This window comes from Pseudomonas sp. ICBG1301 (assembly GCF_016918385.1).
Classification (GTDB): Bacteria; Pseudomonadota; Gammaproteobacteria; order Pseudomonadales; family Pseudomonadaceae; genus Aquipseudomonas; species Aquipseudomonas palleroniana.
Map to the genome: position 1 here is coordinate 184,477 of NZ_JAEKGB010000004.1, position 18,961 is coordinate 203,437.

The 18,961-nt window shown below is 60.9% G+C and carries 14 protein-coding genes; 7 read left to right on the plus strand and 7 right to left on the minus strand.

Features of this window, described 5'->3' with window-relative positions; genetic code table 11:
* Window positions 1-114: 114 nt before the first annotated feature.
* A complete protein-coding gene (locus JBE38_RS10925) occupies window positions 115-1,878 on the plus strand; it encodes a cation:proton antiporter (protein ID WP_090367880.1) in 1,764 nt (587 codons plus the stop codon).
* 17 nt (window positions 1,879-1,895) lie between these two features.
* On the opposite strand, the gene JBE38_RS10930 is transcribed toward JBE38_RS10925, so the two are convergent.
* From JBE38_RS10930 to uvrD, 3 genes are all read right to left on the minus strand, one after another.
* On the minus strand, window positions 1,896-2,303 hold the full coding sequence (locus tag JBE38_RS10930; RefSeq protein ID WP_034129154.1) for an SMI1/KNR4 family protein: 408 nt from the start codon (window positions 2,301-2,303) through the stop codon (window positions 1,896-1,898).
* Between the two features lie 135 nt (window positions 2,304-2,438).
* Window positions 2,439-3,311 (minus strand): Tim44 domain-containing protein, encoded by an 873-nt coding sequence (locus JBE38_RS10935; RefSeq protein ID WP_060756617.1) that lies wholly within the window; start codon window positions 3,309-3,311, stop codon window positions 2,439-2,441.
* A 288-nt stretch (window positions 3,312-3,599) separates the two neighbouring features.
* Window positions 3,600-5,783, minus strand: a complete 2,184-nt coding sequence (gene uvrD / locus JBE38_RS10940; protein ID WP_205344291.1) for a DNA helicase II — start codon at window positions 5,781-5,783, stop codon at window positions 3,600-3,602.
* A 278-nt stretch (window positions 5,784-6,061) separates the two neighbouring features.
* On the opposite strand from uvrD, the gene JBE38_RS10945 reads away from it, so the two are divergent.
* From JBE38_RS10945 to JBE38_RS10955, 3 genes are all read left to right on the plus strand, one after another.
* On the plus strand, window positions 6,062-8,935 hold the full coding sequence (locus JBE38_RS10945) for an EAL domain-containing protein (RefSeq protein ID WP_060756619.1): 2,874 nt from the start codon (window positions 6,062-6,064) through the stop codon (window positions 8,933-8,935).
* A 163-nt stretch (window positions 8,936-9,098) separates the two neighbouring features.
* On the plus strand, window positions 9,099-9,965 hold the full coding sequence (hexR, locus tag JBE38_RS10950) for a transcriptional regulator HexR (RefSeq protein WP_003177007.1): 867 nt from the start codon (window positions 9,099-9,101) through the stop codon (window positions 9,963-9,965).
* A 278-nt stretch (window positions 9,966-10,243) separates the two neighbouring features.
* Window positions 10,244-10,441: a PA3496 family putative envelope integrity protein gene (locus JBE38_RS10955; protein ID WP_081087085.1), complete on the plus strand. Its 198-nt coding sequence runs from the start codon at window positions 10,244-10,246 to the stop codon at window positions 10,439-10,441.
* Here JBE38_RS10955 and JBE38_RS10960 read toward each other — a convergent pair.
* Window positions 10,371-11,345, minus strand: coding sequence for a LysR family transcriptional regulator (locus tag JBE38_RS10960; protein ID WP_205344292.1), 975 nt, complete (start codon window positions 11,343-11,345; stop codon window positions 10,371-10,373). The genes JBE38_RS10955 and JBE38_RS10960 overlap by 71 nt on opposite strands.
* Before the next feature lie 195 nt (window positions 11,346-11,540).
* On the opposite strand from JBE38_RS10960, the gene JBE38_RS10965 reads away from it, so the two are divergent.
* Window positions 11,541-12,956, plus strand: coding sequence for an acetyl-CoA carboxylase biotin carboxylase subunit (locus tag JBE38_RS10965; protein ID WP_090367886.1), 1,416 nt, complete (start codon window positions 11,541-11,543; stop codon window positions 12,954-12,956).
* An 11-nt stretch (window positions 12,957-12,967) separates the two neighbouring features.
* Window positions 12,968-14,776, plus strand: coding sequence for a sodium-extruding oxaloacetate decarboxylase subunit alpha (gene oadA, locus JBE38_RS10970; RefSeq protein ID WP_060756622.1), 1,809 nt, complete (start codon window positions 12,968-12,970; stop codon window positions 14,774-14,776).
* A gap of 81 nt (window positions 14,777-14,857) precedes the next feature.
* Here the strand turns inward: oadA and JBE38_RS10975 are convergent, their stop codons facing one another.
* From JBE38_RS10975 to JBE38_RS10985, 3 genes are all read right to left on the minus strand, one after another.
* Window positions 14,858-16,168, minus strand: a complete 1,311-nt coding sequence (locus JBE38_RS10975) for an autotransporter outer membrane beta-barrel domain-containing protein (RefSeq protein ID WP_205344293.1) — start codon at window positions 16,166-16,168, stop codon at window positions 14,858-14,860.
* A 155-nt stretch (window positions 16,169-16,323) separates the two neighbouring features.
* Window positions 16,324-17,091, minus strand: coding sequence for an amino acid ABC transporter permease (locus JBE38_RS10980; protein WP_161548620.1), 768 nt, complete (start codon window positions 17,089-17,091; stop codon window positions 16,324-16,326).
* A gap of 32 nt (window positions 17,092-17,123) precedes the next feature.
* A complete protein-coding gene (locus tag JBE38_RS10985; protein ID WP_205344294.1) occupies window positions 17,124-17,945 on the minus strand; it encodes a transporter substrate-binding domain-containing protein in 822 nt (273 codons plus the stop codon).
* Window positions 17,946-18,057: 112 nt separating this feature from the next.
* Here JBE38_RS10985 and JBE38_RS10990 point away from each other — a divergent pair, with 112 nt between their 5' ends.
* Window positions 18,058-18,954, plus strand: coding sequence for a homocysteine S-methyltransferase family protein (locus JBE38_RS10990; RefSeq protein WP_198761042.1), 897 nt, complete (start codon window positions 18,058-18,060; stop codon window positions 18,952-18,954).
* Window positions 18,955-18,961: the final 7 nt, after the last annotated feature.

The following is an 18,961-nucleotide window of genomic DNA, read 5'->3' on the forward strand; positions in this document are numbered from 1 at the left end:
CATCTCAGGGCATTTCTTACGATCAAGGCAGACTTTTCCCTCCGCACTTTGCGACAGTTCAAAGGCGCGGGTGGAAGTGGGAAAAGCGCCGGTACCCTCAAGGAGCCCCTCGCCATGCACGCCATCAGCTTTATCCAGGATCTGGCCGTGATCATGCTGGTGGCAGGGGTTGTTACCATCCTGTTTCATCGCCTCAAGCAGCCGGTGGTGCTGGGTTACATCGTCGCCGGCTTCATCATCGGCCCGCATACCCCGCCGTTCGGCCTGATTCACGACGAAGACACCATCAAGACCCTTGCCGAGCTGGGGGTGATCTTCCTGATGTTCTGCCTGGGCCTGGAGTTCAGCCTGCGCAAGCTGTTCAAGGTGGGCGCCACGGCGTTTATCGCAGCCTTCCTGGAGATCATCCTGATGGTCTGGATTGGCTACGAAATCGGCCGCTGGTTTGACTGGAACACCATGGACTCGCTGTTCCTCGGCGCGATCCTGGCGATCTCCTCGACCACCATCATCGTCAAGGCGCTCAATGACCTGAAGATGAAAAACCAGCGTTTCGCCCAGTTGATCTTCGGTGTGCTGATCGTCGAAGACATTCTTGGCATCGGCATTATCGCCTTGCTGTCGAGCATTGCCGTCAGTGGCACAGTCAGTTCCGGTGAGGTGTTCTCCACCGTGGGCAAGCTTTCACTGTTCATGATTGTGGCGCTGGTCATCGGCATTTTGCTGGTGCCACGCCTGCTGGCCTACGTGGCCCAGTTCGACAGCAACGAAATGCTGCTGATCACAGTGCTGGGCCTGTGTTTCGGCTTTTGCCTGCTGGTGGTCAAGCTCGAATACAGCATGGTGCTGGGGGCGTTCCTGATCGGTGCGATCATGGCCGAATCCAGGCAGTTGCTTAAGATCGAACGCCTGATCGAGCCTGTTCGCGACATGTTCAGCGCGATTTTCTTTGTAGCCATCGGCCTGATGATCGACCCCCAGATCCTGCTGCAGTACGCCTGGCCGATTGCGGTGATCACCGTAGCCGTGGTGCTGGGCAAGATGCTTTCCTGCGGCATGGGCGCCTTTATCGCCGGCAATGATGGGCGCACTTCCTTGCGGGTGGGCATGGGGTTGTCACAAATTGGCGAGTTTTCCTTCATCATCGCGGCGCTGGGGATGACGCTTCAGGTGACCAGCGATTTTCTGTATCCGGTGGCAGTGGCGGTGTCGGCGATCACCACGCTGCTTACGCCGTACTTGATTCGCGGGGCCGACCCACTGTCGTTGAAGCTTGCTGCGGTGATGCCCAAGCGCCTGGGCCGGGTGTTCGGGATGTATGGCGAATGGTTGCGCAGCATTCAGCCTCAAGGGGAAGGCGCGATGCTGGCGTCGATGATCCGCAAGATCATCCTGCAGGTGGGAGTGAACCTGGCGCTGGTGGTGGCGATCTTCTTCGCCGGCAGCTTTTTTGCGGTACGTATCGGTGGGTATCTGCAGGGTTGGATCAGTGATCCGAGCTGGCAAAAGGCATTGATCTGGGGGGGAGCACTGCTGCTGTCGTTGCCGTTTTTGATTGCGGCGTATCGCAAGCTCAAGGCGCTGTCGATGTTACTGGCAGAGATGAGCGTGAAACCGGAGATGGCCGGGCGGCATACCCAGCGTGTACGACGGGTGATCGCCGAATTGATCCCGATCCTGTCGTTGCTGGTGATCTTCCTGCTGTTGGCAGCCTTGTCGGCCAGTATCCTGCCGACCAACAAGCTACTGGTATTGATCGCCGTGGTCACCGCGGCGGTGGCGGCGGTGCTCTGGCGGTGGTTCATCCGCGTGCATACGCGGATGCAGGTCGCCTTGCTGGAGACGCTGGATAACCACAAGGATACGCCGGAGCACTAGAGGTCAGGCAACGGGGCTCAGCTTTCCAGCCACACGTCCCGTGCCCAGTGCCACACCGACTCCCAGGTTTCTTCGGTGACGAGTTCTTCTTCGCCGGACCACAGCACCACGGTGCCGTCTTCTTCGACGCAGTAGTAGTCGTCGCCGTCCTGGCAGATCGGAATCAGGCTGCGGTCAACCCCGGCATCCCAGGCGTTTGCGGCCACGTCGGGCAGGTAGGTATGGGATTGCGGGTCAGTCACGGTCACGGGTTCCAGGCTGCCGTACACCACGTCGCTGACGGTCAGCAGGAATTCGCGGAAGACAAACGGGATATCGATGAACAGCTGTTCCTCGATTTCCACCAACAGGTCTTCGTCAGGCAGTTCCAGAGGAACCGGGACCGGTTCATTGGCTTCACGCAATTGTTCGATGATTTCTTCCACGGCCGGGATCCTCTTGCTAGTTGGCGCGGTTTATAGAGGCGTTTTATACAGTAGCTCGCTATAAGTGCAACCGTGAAATAGAAAACCCCGGAACAGGTCCGGGGTTTTATTACCAAGTGCTCAAGCGCGCAGTTATCAGCCGTTCTGGCGAATACCTGCGACCAGCCAAGGCTGGTTGTCGCCTTGGGCGCGTTCCATGTTCCAGCTTTCGCTGAACACTTCGCCCTGGTCGAAACGCGAGGTCTTCGACACGCCGCTGAAGGTCAGGGTGGCGATGGTCTTGTCGGCGCGATCATCCACACCGTCCAACTGGACGCGCAGGTCGTCGATGTAGGTCGACTGGAAGCCGTCGCCCAGATCGGCGCGTTCGCGCTTGAGGAACTCCAGCAACTGTGGGGTCACGAACTCGGCGATCTTGTCCATTTCGTTGGCGTCCCAGTGTTGCTGCAGGGACTGGAAGTGGTTGCGGGCAGCTTCGACGAAGCGTTCTTCGTTGAACCAGGCGGGTGCATTGATGACCGGGCGTGCGGACGCAGGAGCAGCCGAACCACCGAAGATCGAACCCATGGCAGGTTTTTGTTCGAACACTTCACGCTGCATCGGCGCGCCGGCTGGAGCCAGGTGCTCCTGTTGCTTGCGTCGACGAGCGGCGATAAAGCGGAAGATCACAAAGGCGATGACCGCCAGGATCAGGATGTCGAAAATCTGCATGCCCTGGAAGCCGCCACCCATGAACATGGAGGCGAGCAGGCCGCCGGCGGCGATACCGGCCAGAGGGCCCAACCAGCGCGAAGCACCGCCGGCCTTGGCAGCAGCGCCCGCGGCACCGGCTGCACCAGCGGTTGCGGCAGCGCCGCCCATGCCGCCGGCGGACGGAGCCATCTGGCTGGTCTGGTGAGTCGGTGCCGAGCCCATGCTTTTGCCGCCACCGAAGCGTTTGGCGTTGGCGTCGAGGCTCATCGTCAGGCCGATGCACAACGCCATGGCGATGCTAAGAAAACGTTTCATAAAGGGAATTCCCATTTGTGGATTGCACGCGCGCCATGTTGCACAGGTGTCGTGACAGTGGCTAGCGACATAATGTTTCGGGCTTTTGCGTAAGACCGATTCCGAAGGGTCTGTAGGACTAATTACAGATATTGGCCCGCAACGCCGAAAAACAAGAGGGGCCAGGACTCTTCACACCGATCGTTCCCACGCTCCGCGTGGGAATGCCTCATGTGACGCTCCGCGTCACGACCTGAACGGCGGACGCAGAGCGTCAGGGCTGCATTCCCACGCAGAGCGTGGGAACGATCAGACGGCTTCGAGCTTCGCGTAACCCATCATCAGCCACTTGCTGCCTTCGGCGAAATTCACCTGTACCCGTGCCTGGGCGCCGGCGCCTTCGAAGTTGAGGATCACGCCTTCGCCAAAGATCGCGTGCCTGACCTGCTGGCCAAGGCTGAATGGTGTTTCCGGAATGTCCGAACCGGCAAACATGCTGCTGGAGTTCTGCTGCTGGCCGCCGCCGAACGGGCGGCTGACGCTGTTGGACAGGCGCACTTCCTGAACCAGGCCTTTGGGCACTTCACGTACGAAGCGCGACACCTTGTTGTAGGTCTCGCTACCGTAGAGGCGTCGAGTCTCGGCGTAGGTCATCACCAGGTTCTGCATCGCGCGAGTGATGCCCACGTAGGCCAGCCGGCGTTCTTCCTCAAGGCGACCGGGCTCTTCCAGGCTCATTTTGTGCGGGAACAGGCCTTCTTCCATGCCCACCAGGAACACATAGGGAAACTCCAGGCCCTTGGCGCTGTGCAAGGTCATCAACTGGATACTGTCTTCATGCTCATCGGCCTGGGTATCGCCGGCCTCCAGCGAAGCATGCCCAAGGAAAGCGGCGAGCGGCGTCAGCTCTTCGTCTTCCTCGGTGTTTTCGAAGGCGCGGGCGGCGCTGACCAGTTCCTCAAGGTTTTCTACCCGAGCCTGGCCTTTCTCGCCTTTCTCCGCTTCGTGATAGGCGATCAGCCCGGATTGTTCGATCACGGTCTGGGTCATCAAGTGCAGCGGCATGTCGGCACACTTGGCGGCCAGGTTCTCGATCAGCTCGACAAACACGCCCAACGCGCTGGCGGCGCGGCCGGTGAGGCCTTTATTGGCGATCAGCAGGCGCATGGATTCCCACATCGACACATCGGCATGGCGCGCATGGTCGCGAATCGCTTCGACGGTTTTCTCGCCGATGCCACGGGCCGGGATATTGATCACCCGCTCCAGCGCCGCATCGTTGCCACGACCTTCCAGCAGGCGCAGGTAGGCCATGGCATTCTTGATTTCCGCGCGCTCGAAGAAGCGCTGGCCACCATAGATGCGATACGGGATACGTTCGCGTAGCAAGGCTTCTTCGAGTACCCGCGATTGGGCGTTGGAGCGATACAGAATCGCGATATCGCTGCGTGCCAGGCCGGTTTTCAGCGCGCTTTCGATGGTTTCCACCACGTAGCGGGCCTCATCGTGCTCGTTGAACGCGGCGTACAGGTTGATCGCCTCGCCTTCGCCGCCATCGGTCCACAGCTCTTTGCCCAGGCGCCCGGTGTTGTTGGCGATCAAGGCGTTGGCGGCCTTGAGGATACCGGCGGTGGAGCGGTAGTTCTGCTCCAGGCGGATGGTGACCGCGTCCGGGAAGTCTTCGGAATACTGGTAGATATTCTCGATTTTCGCGCCACGCCAGCCGTAGATCGACTGGTCGTCGTCACCGACCACCATCAGGCTGTCGCCACCTTTGGCCAGCAGGCGCAACCAGGCGTACTGCACGGCGTTGGTGTCCTGGAACTCGTCCACCAGGATGTGGCGGAAGCGTTTCTGGTAATGGGCCAGCAAGCCTGGGTTGTCACGCCACAGGTCAAGGGCGCGCAGCAGCAGTTCGGAGAAGTCGATGACACCGGCGCGCGCGCAGGCCGCCTCGTAGGCTTCATAGATACTGCGCATGGTGGCCAGGAACAAATCGCCACTGGCCTGGATATGTTGCGGGCGCAAGCCCTCGTCTTTCTGCCCGTTGATGAACCATTGCGCCTGTCGCGCCGGCCAACGCTGTTCATCGAGGCCCAGTTCACGGATCACCCGCTTGACCAGGCGTTGCTGGTCGTCACTGTCGAGGATCTGGAAGGTCTGGCTCAGGCCTGCTTCCTGCCAATGTGCCCGCAACAGGCGGTGCGCCAGGCCGTGGAACGTGCCCACCCACATGCCGGCCGGGCTGATGCCCATCAACTGCTCGATGCGATGGCGCATTTCGGCAGCGGCCTTGTTGGTGAACGTCACCGACAGGATGGAATGCGGGGACGCGTTCTCGACCTGGATCAACCAGGCGATACGGTGCACCAGCACTCGGGTTTTACCGGAGCCAGCACCGGCCAGGACCAACTGACGGCCAACGGGGGCCGCTACGGCCTGGCGTTGGGCATCGTTGAGGGAGTTCAGCAAAAGAGAGAGATCATCGCGCATCGGCGCATTCTAGGGTGCCGGGGGGAGACGGGCAAATCCCAATGCCGGGTGGTCGATGCAATGTGTCAGGCGCGGCGACGACCGGCTGTCATTGCGCCGCCGGTGATGACCGGTTGGTCATGGGCCGCAACCCGCGCAGCGTCTCGCTCAAGCTGTGCGGCCGCGATCTTTGCACACAAACATCGAGCGGCTTTTATGACATGGAGCAGTTTGGCCCACGCGTTTGCTTGTGTATGCTCCGTCGACGTTTCGGGCTCACCATTACAAGAACACTGCCTATGACCCTCAGCACCGACCTGCCTGGCACCTCGGCGGCGCCCGCACAGGTCATCCGTAAAGACTATGCAACCGAGATGGCGGTAGAGCGCACGCGTCTGCTGTATCAGGGCTCGCTGCTGCCCACCTTATTAATGCTGGTCAACGGCCTGGTCTGCGCCTGGCTGTTGTGGAGCCCCAAGCTGTACGTGCTGGACAGCATCTGGCTGGTCTGGTTGCTGGCCCTGGTGGCGATGCGCGTCATTCAGGTGGCGGCCTTCGAGTCAGCCATGCCCAGCCGCCAGGCCCAGCCGATCTGGCAGCGCATGTTCATGCTCGGCTCGACAGTCAGCGGCTTGACCCTGGCCATCGCCGCCATTGCGCTGGTGCCGGCAGACAGCTTTATACAACAGGCCTGGGTGTTCGGGCTGCTGGGGGCCGCAGCGTTGTCGGCCAGCGTGGCCTATGCCGTGAGCCTGCCGGCGTTTCTGTCGTTTGCCATGCCGTGCCTGGTGCCGACCATCCTTTATCTGTTCTGGAGCGGTGGCCCGCAGCAGCAAGGCTGGGGTGTGCTGGGCCTGATCCTGCTGGCGTCCTTGAGCCTGGTCGCCTGGCAGGTCAACCGCCTGATCCAGCGCGGGTTGCTGCGACGCTTCCAGAACCAGGCCCTGATCGAGCATCTGCAGCAGGCACAGCAACGCAGTGAACAGTTGAATCAGGAACTGGTACGCGAAGTCGAACAGCGCCGTCAGGCTGAACAGGAACTGCGCGACGCCCAGACCGGCCTGCAAGATCGTGTGGCCCAACGCAGCCAGGAGCTGGACGCCGCCAGCCTTGCCCTGGACAAGAGCGAAGCGCGCCTGGCCATGGCCTTGCAGGCCAGCGAGCTGGGCCTCTGGGACTGGAACCTGCAAACCGACGAAGTCCATCACACCCAGCTCAAAGAGCTGTTCGGGCTGGAGCCGGAGTACGTCACGGCGATGCTCAGCCACCTGAAGCCGCGACTGCACCCCGAGGATCTGCCGCTGCTCAAGCGTGCCTTGGTCGAACACCTGAAAGGCCGCAGCGAGGACTATCAGGTGGAATATCGCGTGCGTCACGGCGACGGCCATTGGGTGTGGATCGAAGACCGGGGGCGCGCGGTGGAGTGGGCGCCCAGCGGACGGGTAACGCGCATGCTCGGTACCCGCCGTGATATCAGTGCCGGCAAGGCGCTTGAAGAGCAGCAGCGCCTGGCTTCAACGGTATTCGAGGCCGCCAGCGAAGGCATTGTGATTCTCGACCCGGATTATGTCTTGATCGCCGTGAACCAGGCGTTCAGCCGTGTCACCGGCTTCGAAATCGACGACATGATCGGCCGTAACGTTGTGGAATTACCCAGCAGCCGCGATGCCCGCCGTCATTTCCCGGTGATCCGCCAAGCCCTGCTCAGCCACGGCACCTGGCAAGGTGAACTGGTGGAAACGCGCAAGAACGGCGAGCTGTATCCGCAATGGCTACAGTTGAATGTCGTACGTGATGTGCGTGGAAAAGTCAGTCATATCGTGGGCTTTTTCGCCGATTTGTCGGCGCGCCGCGAATCCGAGGAGCGCATGCGCTACCTCACCCATTACGATGAATTGACCGGCCTGGCCAATCGCTCGCTGTTCCGCGAACGCCTGCGCGAGGCCCATGCGCGGGTGCGCCAGGGCGGGCGCAGCCTGGCGCTGCTGCATATCAATCTGGATCGCTTCAAGCTGCTTAACGACAGCCTGGGCCATGAAGTCGCCGACCAATTGCTGCAAAAAATGGCACGCCGCTTGATCAACGCGTTGCCCGAGGCCGATACCATTGCGCGGCTGTCCGGCGACGAGTTTGCAGTGCTGTTCGATGCCTACGGCAACCTGTCGAGCCTGGCGCGGGTGGCCACGCGTCTGCTGGCCAAGCTGCGGGTGCCGGTGACGGTGGAGGGGCACGAGTTGGTGGTGAGTGCCTCGATGGGCGTCAGCCTGTTGCCGGATAACGCGCGGGAAATTTCTGCATTGGTCAGCCAATCGAACATGGCCATGCAGCATGCCAAACACTTGGGCGGCAATAACTTCCAGTTCTATACCGACAGCCTGCAAGCCAGCACCCTGGAGCGATTGCAGCTGGAAAACCAGCTGCGCAAAGCCATCGACGAGCGTCAGCTCACGGTGTTCTACCAACCGAAACTGTGCCTGGCCACTGGCACCCTGAACGCCGCCGAAGCACTGGTGCGCTGGGAACACCCGCAGTGGGGCATGGTGCCGCCAGGGGACTTTATCGGTTTGGCTGAAGAGACGGGTTTGATCGCGCCACTGGGCGAATTCGTGCTGCGCCAGGCGTGCTGGCAAGCGTGTGAGTGGCAGCGCCAGGGCCTGGCGCCGATCCGGGTGTCGGTGAACCTGTCGGTGCACCAGTTGCGCCATGGCAAGCTGGTCAGCCTGGTGCGCCAAGTGCTGGAAGAAACCGGCCTGGACCCGCAATACCTCGAACTGGAACTGACCGAAAGCCAGCTGCTCGACAGCGTCGAGCACATCATCGCGACCTTCCAGCAACTGCGTGACTTGGGGGTGAAACTGGCGATCGATGACTTCGGCACCGGTTACTCGTCCCTCAGCTACCTCAAGCGTATCCCGGTGGACTACGTGAAGATCGACCAGGCATTCATCCGTGGCCTTGGCCAAGGTCGTGAAGACGCCGCGATTACCCGTGCAATCATCGCCATGGCTCATGGGCTGTCGCTCAAAGTGGTGGCCGAGGGTGTGGAGGACCAGCAGCAGCTTGATTTCCTGCGCAGGGAGCGTTGCGATGAAGTGCAGGGATACCTGATCAGTCGGCCGATGCAGGCGCAGGGGCTGGCGCAATTGTTACGGAAAAATGCAGATTTTCCTTAGCGACCGCGAGAGCGCCTTTGTGGCTACCAAAGTACCTGCCCTTTGATTCAAAGGGCAGCAGGGCGATTTAGTGATGCATCGGACGGGCAAAACGACAATTCTTGTAGTATAACTACAAGCTTGCTACATCCCTGGCGTCTGCCAATAACAAGAGTCCTGTCCTTTGAACCTGTTGCAACATATCGCCCAGTCGCGCCACCTGTTACGCAAATCGGAACTCAAGGTTGCCGATCATGTGCTGCTTGATCCTGCGGCCGTGATGCACAGTTCCATGGCCGACCTGGCCCACAGCGTGGGCATCAGTGAGCCGACCATCGTGCGCTTCTGCCGCGCTATCGGTTGCTCGGGGTTCCAGGACTTGAAACTCAAGCTGGCCCAGAGCCTGGCGGCCGGTGCGAGCTTCGGGCAGTTTGCGATCCATGAAGATGACTCCGTCGCCGACTACAGCCTGAAAATTTTCGACACCACCTTGCACACGTTGATGGAAGTGCGCGAAAAGCTCGACCCGGTAGAGCTGCAAAAGGCGGTGACCGCCATGTCCCAGGCCCAGCGTGTCGAATTCTATGGTTTTGGTGCATCCGGCGCCGTAGCGGCTGACGCCCAGCACAAATTCTTTCGTCTGCTGCTGACTGCCGCGGCCTACAGCGACCCGCACATGCAGGCAATGTCGGCCGTGACCTTGAAGCCTACCGACGTGGCGATCTGCATCTCCCAGTCGGGCCGTTCCAAAGACCTGCTGATTACCGCCAACCTGGTGCGCGAAAGCGGCGCCTCGCTGATCACCCTGTGCCCGAGCCAGACACCATTGGCGGAGTTGTCCACGGTCAACCTGGCGATCGATGTGCACGAAGACACCGAGATCTACACCCCGTTGACCTCACGTATTGCTCACCTGGTGGTGATTGACGTGCTGGCGATGGGCGTGGCGATGGCGCGTGGTCCGAGCCTGGTCAACCATCTCAAGAGCGTGAAGCGCAGTTTGCGCAGCCTGCGTCTGTCGCCCAAATCCGTCAAAGCCCTGGACGACTAGTCGCGGTATGCAGATCCCAATGTAGGAGGGGGGCGAGCCCTGATGCCAGTCAGTTAAGGCTTAACGCGGTCATTGTGGGAGGGGGCTTGCTCCCGATAGGCCGCGCAGCGGCCTCAAAAATGGGCCTGCTACGCAATCCATAGGGAGCAAGTCGAATCGTCGCACCGCCCATACACATTGGGTTCTCCTGTGTGTCGAGAATCTTCATCAGGTTGTCATCGCCTCGTCATCCCCCAAGGCCATCCTGAACTCCCCGTACTCGCATTGGGAGACTCCAAATGACCCGGCACTACGAAGACAGCAACAGCACCGTCAAGACCCGTCGCCAACAGGAAGACCAACGCCGCATGGCGTTCCGTCGCGCAATCGAAGACCGCTGCGAAGAGCGTCAACTGCTCCAGAGCTTCAGTGACTACCCGGAGCTCCACTGGCAGGCACCCGTGGCTGCCCAGCGAAGCGCTCAGCCAGCACGCTGATCTGCACCCGCTCGCTGCGGATAAAACCCAGGAACGCATGCGCCACCGGTGACAGGCGTTTGGCCTTGGCCTGCACCAGGCACCAACTGCGGTACAGCGGCAGCTCCTCCACCGGCAACTCCTTGAGCCCGCCGGTGGCCAGCTCCATATTGACGGCGTGGCGCGTGAGCAAGGCCACGCCCAACCCTGCGTTCACGCATTCGCGCTGGGCTTCGGCCGACGCGACCTCCACCGTTTGGGTGAAATGCACGCGTTTCTCCTTGAAGTATTCCTCGCAGGCCAGTCGCGTGCCGGAACCGGGCTCGCGCAGTAACAGCGTGTAGGGTTCCAGGTCTTGCAGGCGCAGCGGGCCTTGCAGGCTCAAGGGGTGGTCGAGCGGTGCCACGGCGACGATCGGGTTGTTGAGAAACGGCAGGAACTCCAGGCCCATGTCCTGGGGCACCATGGACATGATGACCAGGTCATCGCGGTTGTCCGACAGCCTGCGAATCACCTGGGCGCGGTTGACCACCGTCAGCTGCAATTGCACTTCGGGGTGTTGGCGCTTGAAGGCCGCGAACAGGTGCGGCACGAAATACTTGGCGCTGGACTCCACCGCCAGCTTCAACTGGCCCTGCAGCGAGCCCTGCATGTCCGACAGTTGCATGTCGAGGTTTTCCAGGCGCCCGAAAATATCGCGACTGGCCCGTTGCAGGGCTTCGGCGGCTTCGGTCATGTAGAGTTTTTTGCCGACGTAATCGAACAGCGGCTGGCCGATCAGCTCTTCCAGCTGGCGAATTTGCAGGCTGACCGCCGGTTGCGTGAGAGACATTTCCTCGGCAGCGCGGCTGTAAGAGCGCAAATCACACACTTCATTGAAAATCTGCAGTTGACGCAATGTCATACGCATCAATGACTTACGCATTTTTAATTCCTGTTGGCGCGGCCTGTCCGGCCAACTATAAGTCTTTACTTATGCCTAACCCAATAATTATTGATTTTTGTTAATTCCTTGAGCAGCTTAGTGTGTGTCACGCGACTGGCTTGAAACATTTGGTCACGCGTCGACCCGGGTCTAGCGGGTCGAAGAACGCAGCAATCGGCTCAAGGGAATTTCCAAGTGATAAAAAAGATCCTGATCGCCAACCGTGGTGAAATCGCCGTACGCATCGTGCGAGCCTGCGCCGAGATGGGGATTCGCTCGGTTGCGGTGTTTTCCGATGCCGACCGTCATGCGCTGCACGTCAAGCGTGCCGACGAAGCCCACAGCATTGGGGCCGAGCCTCTGGCCGGTTACCTGAACCCGCGCAAGCTGGTGAACCTGGCGGTGGAAACCGGCTGCGATGCATTGCACCCGGGCTATGGTTTCCTTTCGGAAAACGCCGAACTGGCAGACATTTGCGCCGAACGTGGGATCAAGTTCATTGGCCCATCGGCCGAAGTCATCCGCCGCATGGGCGACAAGACCGAAGCGCGCCGCAGCATGATCAAGGCCGGTGTGCCGGTGACTCCCGGCACCGAAGGCAACGTCGCCGATATCCATGAAGCCCTTAGCGAAGGCGATCGCATTGGCTACCCGGTGATGCTCAAGGCCACTTCCGGTGGTGGCGGTCGCGGTATCCGTCGCTGCAACAGCCGCGAAGAACTCGAACAAGCCTTCCCGCGCGTCATCTCCGAAGCCACCAAGGCATTCGGTTCGGCGGAAGTGTTCCTGGAAAAATGCATCGTCAACCCCAAGCACATCGAGGCGCAGATCCTCGGTGACAGCTTCGGCAACGTGGTGCATCTGTTCGAGCGCGATTGCTCGATCCAGCGCCGTAACCAGAAGCTCATCGAAATCGCCCCCAGCCCGCAGCTGACACCCGAACAGCGCGCCTACATCGGCGACCTGTCGGTGCGTGCGGCCAAGGCGGTGGGCTACGAGAACGCCGGTACCGTGGAGTTCCTGCTCGCCGAGGGCGAGGTGTACTTCATGGAGATGAATACCCGGGTGCAGGTGGAACACACCATCACCGAAGAAATCACCGGGATCGATATTGTCCGTGAGCAGATCCGCATCGCCTCGGGCCTGCCGCTGTCGGTGAAACAGGAAGACATCCATCACCGTGGTTTCGCGTTGCAGTTCCGTATCAACGCCGAAGACCCGAAGAACAACTTCCTGCCCAGCTTCGGCAAGATCACCCGTTACTACGCGCCCGGCGGTCCCGGCGTGCGCACCGACACGGCGATCTACACCGGCTACACCATTCCGCCGTTCTACGACTCCATGTGCCTGAAACTGGTGGTGTGGGCATTGACCTGGGAAGAAGCCATGGACCGTGGCCTGCGTGCCCTGGATGACATGCGCCTGCAAGGTGTGAAGACCACCGCCGCCTACTACCAGGAAATCCTGCGCAACCCGGAATTCCGCAGCGGCCAGTTCAATACAAGCTTTGTGGAAAGCCACCCTGAGCTGACCAACTACTCGATCAAGCGCAAACCCGAAGAGCTGGCCCTGGCCATCGCCGCCGCCATCGCCGCCCACGCAGGCCTGTGAGGAATACAACAATGACCAAGAAGATTTTCGTAACCGACACCATCCTGCGCGACGCTCACCAATCGCTGCTCGCGACCCGCATGCGTACCGATGACATGCTGCCGATCTGCGACAAGCTCGACAAAGTCGGCTACTGGTCCCTGGAAGTCTGGGGTGGCGCGACCTTTGACGCTTGCGTGCGTTTCCTGAAAGAAGACCCGTGGGAGCGCCTGCGTAAACTGCGCGCCGCGTTGCCTAATACCCGCCTGCAAATGCTGCTGCGTGGCCAGAACCTGCTGGGCTACCGCCACTACAGCGACGACGTGGTCAAAGCGTTTGTCGCCAAGGCCGCCGTGAATGGCATCGACGTGTTCCGCATCTTCGACGCGATGAACGATGTGCGTAACCTGCGCGTGGCCATCGAAGCGGTGAAAGCCGCCGGCAAACATGCCCAGGGCACGATCGCCTACACCACCAGCCCCGTGCACACCATCGACGCGTTTGTGGCCCAGGCCAAGCAGATGGAGTCCATGGGTTGCGACTCGGTCGCAATCAAAGACATGGCTGGCCTGCTGACCCCGTATGCCACCGGCGAACTGGTCAAGGCCTTGAAAGCCGAGCAGAGCCTGCCGGTGTTCATTCACTCTCACGACACCGCCGGCCTGGCCGCGATGTGCCAACTCAAGGCTATTGAAAACGGCGCAGATCATATCGATACCGCGATTTCCAGTTTCGCCTGGGGCACCAGCCATCCGGGCACCGAATCGATGGTCGCGGCCCTTAAAGGCAGCGAGTTCGACACTGGCCTCGACCTGGAGCTGCTGCAGGAAATCGGTCTGTACTTCTACGCAGTGCGCAAGAAGTACCACCAGTTCGAAAGCGAATTCACCGCGGTCGACACCCGCGTGCAAGTCAACCAGGTACCCGGCGGGATGATTTCCAACCTGGCCAACCAGTTGAAGGAGCAGGGCGCCCTCAACCGCATGGGCGAAGTACTGGCTGAAATCCCGCGTGTGCGCGAAGACCTCGGTTTCCCGCCGCTGGTCACGCCGACCTCGCAGATCGTCGGTACCCAGGCGTTCTTCAACGTGTTGGCCGGTGAGCGCTACAAGACCATCACCAACGAAGTGAAGCTGTACCTGCAGGGCGGCTACGGCAAGGCGCCAGGCACGGTGAACGAGAAACTGCGTCGCCAGGCCATCGGCAGTGAAGACGTGATAGACGTGCGCCCGGCCGACCTGCTCAAGCCGGAAATGACCAAGCTGCGTGGCGAGATCGGCGCGTTGGCCAAGTCCGAAGAAGACGTGCTGACCTACGCTATGTTCCCGGACATCGGCCGCAAGTTCCTCGAAGAGCGTGAGGCCGGCACCCTGGCGCCGGAAGTCCTGTTGCCGATCCCGGAAGCCGGCGGCGTGGCCCGCGCCGGGGGCGAAGGTGTACCGACCGAGTTCGTCATCGACGTGCACGGCGAAAGCTACCGCGTGGATATCACCGGTGTCGGTGTGAAGGCTGAAGGCAAACGGCATTTCTACCTGTCCATTGATGGCATGCCGGAAGAGGTGGTGTTCGAACCGCTCAACGAGTTTGTCAGCAGCGGCGGCAGCAAGCGCAAGCACGCCAGCGCGCCGGGTCATGTGAGCACGGCAATGCCGGGCAATATCGTCGATGTGCTGGTCAAGGAAGGCGACGTGGTCAAGGCCGGCCAGGCCGTGCTGATCACCGAAGCTATGAAGATGGAAACCGAAGTACAGGCCGCCATTGCCGGTAAGGTCACTGCGGTGCATGTGGCCAAGGGCGACCGGGTCAACCCGGGTGAAATCCTGATCGAAATCGAAGGCTGATCCACAGCCTTCGACACTACCGCTTAAACCTCGGGGGGCATGTGCCCCCTTTTTTTTGCCTGGCGCTCGGGCGGTCCGGCCTTAGAACGTCATCGCCCACTGCCCCATCAACGCGTGGTTGCGACTGTGGCTGCCGACCTCGGCGGTATAGGCCAGGCCTACGCTATGTTCGGCCGACAGGGCCATGTCCACGCCGGTGCGCAATGCCAGGCTGTCACGGTCCAGGGAGGTGCCGACGATGGTGAATTCACTGTTGAAATCCTCGCGTTTTTCCTGGGCGAAGGACTGGCGCACGCGGCTGTCGACGTTGCCATACAGATGTTTCCAGTGGGTGCTCAGGTGCGGTTTGAGCGCGATGCGGTTACCCAGTGCAAAGTCATGGCTCAAGCGCAGGCCGACGGTGCTACTGAGGTTTTGCTGGGTCTGTGTACCAACGTTCAACGCGCTATAGCCGCCTTTTTCCTGGAAGCGCTCACGTTGGTAGCGCTGCAAGCCGATGCCGGCGAAGGGCTCGGCACGTAGGCCGCCAGTCTCCAGTTGATAGCCAAGCTCTGCGAAGGCGTTTTGGCTCTGAGCGGTGTACTTGCCCGTGAGGGACTCGCGGTAACCGACGAAGTCAAAATCCACCGCGCGTTTGTTTTGCCCGGTATGCCGGCTATAGAGCGCGCCCAGGCGCAATGCGAACGGGCCGTCTCGGCGCACGGCGTACCCACCCAGGTGCCAGCTATCCAGCTCACCCTGAAAACCCTTGGTGCTCAGGTCGCTGCCCGACTTGCCACCCACTACACCGATCCGCCATGCGTGGTCGAGTGACCAGTCGGCACCCAGCAGTACGCCTTGGGTGCTTTGACTCAACCCGACGCTGCCGTGTTGGGCGTCGAGCCGGCCGCCGCTTCCCAGGCCCTGGAGCCAAAAGCGCCCCGTCTCGCGGGTGTCATTATCCAACTGACGTATTGCCGACAGCAGGTTGGCGGTCACGGGCTGCAGGCTGTTTTGAGTGGCGGTGCCCAGATTGGCGTTCTGGCTACCGGCCAATTGTTCAAGCGTGGCGGCTAACCGGCCCGGTGCCAGGCTGCCCAGGTAATAGCCATACTCCTCGAGTTGGTGCTTTTCCCATTCGCTCAATGCGTCCGAGGCCAGCAGTGCATCGACTGCGGAGTCCAGCACGCGGGCGACGCTCAGGCCATTACGGCTGCCGGCATGGTCGGCAAAATAAAACTCTTCAGGCGCAGGCTCCACCGGGCCGACATGCGCTTTTTCGCTGCTCTGCGCGGCTGGCGCAAACCACTCGCTGTCTGGCTCCATATCGCCACGTGCCTGAGCGCAGTGAGCGCTGGCGGCTCCCAGCAGCAGGGTGATAGCGAGTGCGAATTGCTTGTGTATAAACGTCATCTAAACCCACCTCTTCATGTATGAGGCGGTGGAATTTAGCGGGGGGCAGAAGGGATAACTGTCAGGCCGGCTACCCCTCGTTTGCGGGAGATGTCTCTAGTCTGCTGCGATTAAAATTGCGCCCAGGCGGCGGGGAGCGGTATCACTTCTGGCCTTCATCGCTTGGCATAACCCTTACCGTAATGCCGCTCCATACGGGCCTGGATCAGTTCCAGCGCCAGGGACATCACCCAGTAGATGATCGCCGCCGTGGTGAGCATCTCGATATAGCGATAGCTTGAACGACCGTAGGACTGCGCCAGGAACATCACTTCCCACACGCCCATCACCGAGATCAGGGACGAGTCCTTGAGCATGGAGATGAACTGGTTGGTGGCGGGCGGAACAATGGTGCGCATGGCCTGGGGCAGGGTGACGTGCCAGAAGATCGCACTGTCGCGCATACCCAGGGCCAGGGCGGCTTCGCGTTGGCCATGAGGCACGCCCAGGATCCCGGCGCGGAAAATCTCGCTCAGGTAGGCGCCATAGTTCAGCGACAGCGCGATGATGCCGGCGACGATAGCGCCCGGCACCAGGCCCAGTTGTGGCAGGCCCAGGTAGATCAGCAGGATCTGGATAAGCAGTGGCGTGCCGCGAAAGAACGAGGCGTAAAAACTGGCAATGCCAAACGCCACGGCACTTTTCGACAGGCGCCCCAGGGCGGTGATAAAGCCCAGCACCGATGACGCCAGCATTGAGCACAGGCATAGGAAGAGCGTCAGTGCGGCGCCTTGCAGGAAGCCATTGGGCGCCAAGTGCAGGCCGACCAGGTTGGGCAACTTGTCGAGGATGATCGAGAACTTCAGGTCAAAGCTCAGAAAGAAGCTGGCAAACAGGGCGAACAGCGCCGCCCAAGTAAGGTACAGCCGTGTGCGAAAGCCCAGCAGGCGCTGCAGCAAGGGTGGTCTGGACGGTGTCATCGGCTGATATCGGCGCCAATCCATTTTTGCGACAGCGCGCTCAAGGTGCCGTCCTGTTTGAGCTGGGCAAAGACCTCACGCACCTTGCTGTCCCACGCCGCGTCGCCTTTCTCGATGGCGACCGAGTTGGGCTCCGAGTACAGCGGCTCGCCGGCCAGCTTGAAGCGCTTGTCTTCGGTCAGGCGCGGCTGGGCGGTAACCAGGTTGGTGAGGATGGCATCCAGGCGCACGCCGGCGCCCAGGCCGAGGTCCTGGAAGGCGACGTTGTCGGTGTCGTACGGGGCGATCTGCACGTCCTCGAACGGGTACTGCAACGGCGTGTCTTCGGCGCCTTCGATCACCAGGTTCTTGTTCAGGTAGCTTTCGTAACTGGAGGCGCTGGTGAGGCCGACTTTCTTGCCGCTCAGGTCCTTGGCCGTGTGGATGCGCTCGTCCTTGGCATTGACCACGATCACCGCCGGCGAGGCGTAGTACTCCACCGGGAAATCAAACACTTCGGCGCGGGCTTTGCTCGGGGTCATCGAGCAGATGCAAATGTCGTAGCGTCCGCTCCAGTGGCCGGCGGCGATCACGTCCCATGAGGGCGTTTCCAGGCGCAGCTTCACGCCTAGTTTCTGTGCCACAGCCTTTGCCACGTCAACGTCGAAGCCACTCAGCTGGTTCTGGTCGTTGAGGAACGAGAATGGCGGGTAGCTTTCCATCAGCACGCCCACCAGCTCTTTTTTCTGCTCGATGCGATCCAGCGTGGCGCCACCGAAGGCTTGGGTGCAAGTCGCCAGTGTCAGCAGGCCCAAGGCCAACAGGGGTTTAAGTTTCACGAATGACACCTTTAGAAAAAAGAGTTGTGATGCAGCGAATTCAGCGTATTAAATAGTTATAAAAACGACTCTCATAGTGAGTTATTTTCATAAGCTTATGAGTAAAAAGCATATGGGCGCAGAAACAGTGATTCTCGATGGTGGCATGGGCCGTGAACTGCAACGCCGTGGCGCGCCGTTCCGTCAGCCGGAGTGGTCGGCTTTGGCGTTGAGCGAGGCGCCGCAGGCGGTGGAGGCGGTACATGCGGCCTATATCGACAGTGGTGCGAACGTGATCACCAGCAACAGCTATGCGGTGGTGCCGTTTCATATCGGTGAGCTTCGATTTGCGGCTGAAGGCCAAGCCTTGGCGGATTTGGCGGGTGAGTTGGCGCGGCGGGCGGTGACGGCCTCGGGTAAACATGTACGGGTGGCCGGTTCGTTGCCGCCGTTGTTTGGCTCATATCGTCCGGATTTATTTGAAGCGCAGCGCGTATCCGAGTTACTCACACCGCTGGTGCAAGGCCTGGCGCCTCACGTTGACCTGTGGCTGGCGGAAACCCAAAGCTCAATCGTCGAAGCGCGGGCGATCAAGGCCGGTCTGCCTCAGGATGGCAAGCCGTTCTGGCTGTCGTTTACCCTGAAGGACGAAGACACCGACGAAGTACCACGGCTGCGCTCCGGCGAGCCGGTGGCGGACGCGGCCGAGGCGGCTGCGCAGTTGGGCGTGCAGGTGCTGCTGTTCAACTGCAGCCAGCCGGAAGTGATCGGCGCGGCGATTGATGCTGCGCGCCAGACCTTTGAGCGACTGGGCGTAGCGATCCAGATCGGTGCCTACGCCAATGCCTTCCCTCCGCAGCCCAAGGAAGCCACGGCCAACGATGGCCTCGACCCGTTGCGCGACGACCTCGACCCACCCGGCTACCTGCACTGGGCCGCTGATTGGCAGGCGCGCGGTGCCAGTCATCTGGGCGGTTGCTGCGGGATCGGGCCTGAGCATATTGCGGTGCTGGCCCAAAAGCTGGGGTAGTTGGCCA

What these genes read in the sequence shown, in the direction of transcription:
- JBE38_RS10925 (WP_090367880.1), top strand. Translation starts at nt 115, where the DNA reads ATGCACGCCATCAGCTTTATCCAGGATCTGGCCGTGATCATGCTGGTG.
- JBE38_RS10935 (WP_060756617.1), bottom strand. Translation starts at nt 3,311, where the DNA reads ATGAAACGTTTTCTTAGCATCGCCATGGCGTTGTGCATCGGCCTGACG.
- uvrD (WP_205344291.1), bottom strand. Translation starts at nt 5,783, where the DNA reads ATGCGCGATGATCTCTCTCTTTTGCTGAACTCCCTCAACGATGCCCAA.
- JBE38_RS10945 (WP_060756619.1), top strand. Translation starts at nt 6,062, where the DNA reads ATGACCCTCAGCACCGACCTGCCTGGCACCTCGGCGGCGCCCGCACAG.
- JBE38_RS10955 (WP_081087085.1), top strand. Translation starts at nt 10,244, where the DNA reads ATGACCCGGCACTACGAAGACAGCAACAGCACCGTCAAGACCCGTCGC.
- JBE38_RS10960 (WP_205344292.1), bottom strand. Translation starts at nt 11,345, where the DNA reads ATGCGTAAGTCATTGATGCGTATGACATTGCGTCAACTGCAGATTTTC.
- oadA (WP_060756622.1), top strand. Translation starts at nt 12,968, where the DNA reads ATGACCAAGAAGATTTTCGTAACCGACACCATCCTGCGCGACGCTCAC.
- JBE38_RS10975 (WP_205344293.1), bottom strand. Translation starts at nt 16,168, where the DNA reads ATGACGTTTATACACAAGCAATTCGCACTCGCTATCACCCTGCTGCTG.
- JBE38_RS10990 (WP_198761042.1), top strand. Translation starts at nt 18,058, where the DNA reads ATGGGCGCAGAAACAGTGATTCTCGATGGTGGCATGGGCCGTGAACTG.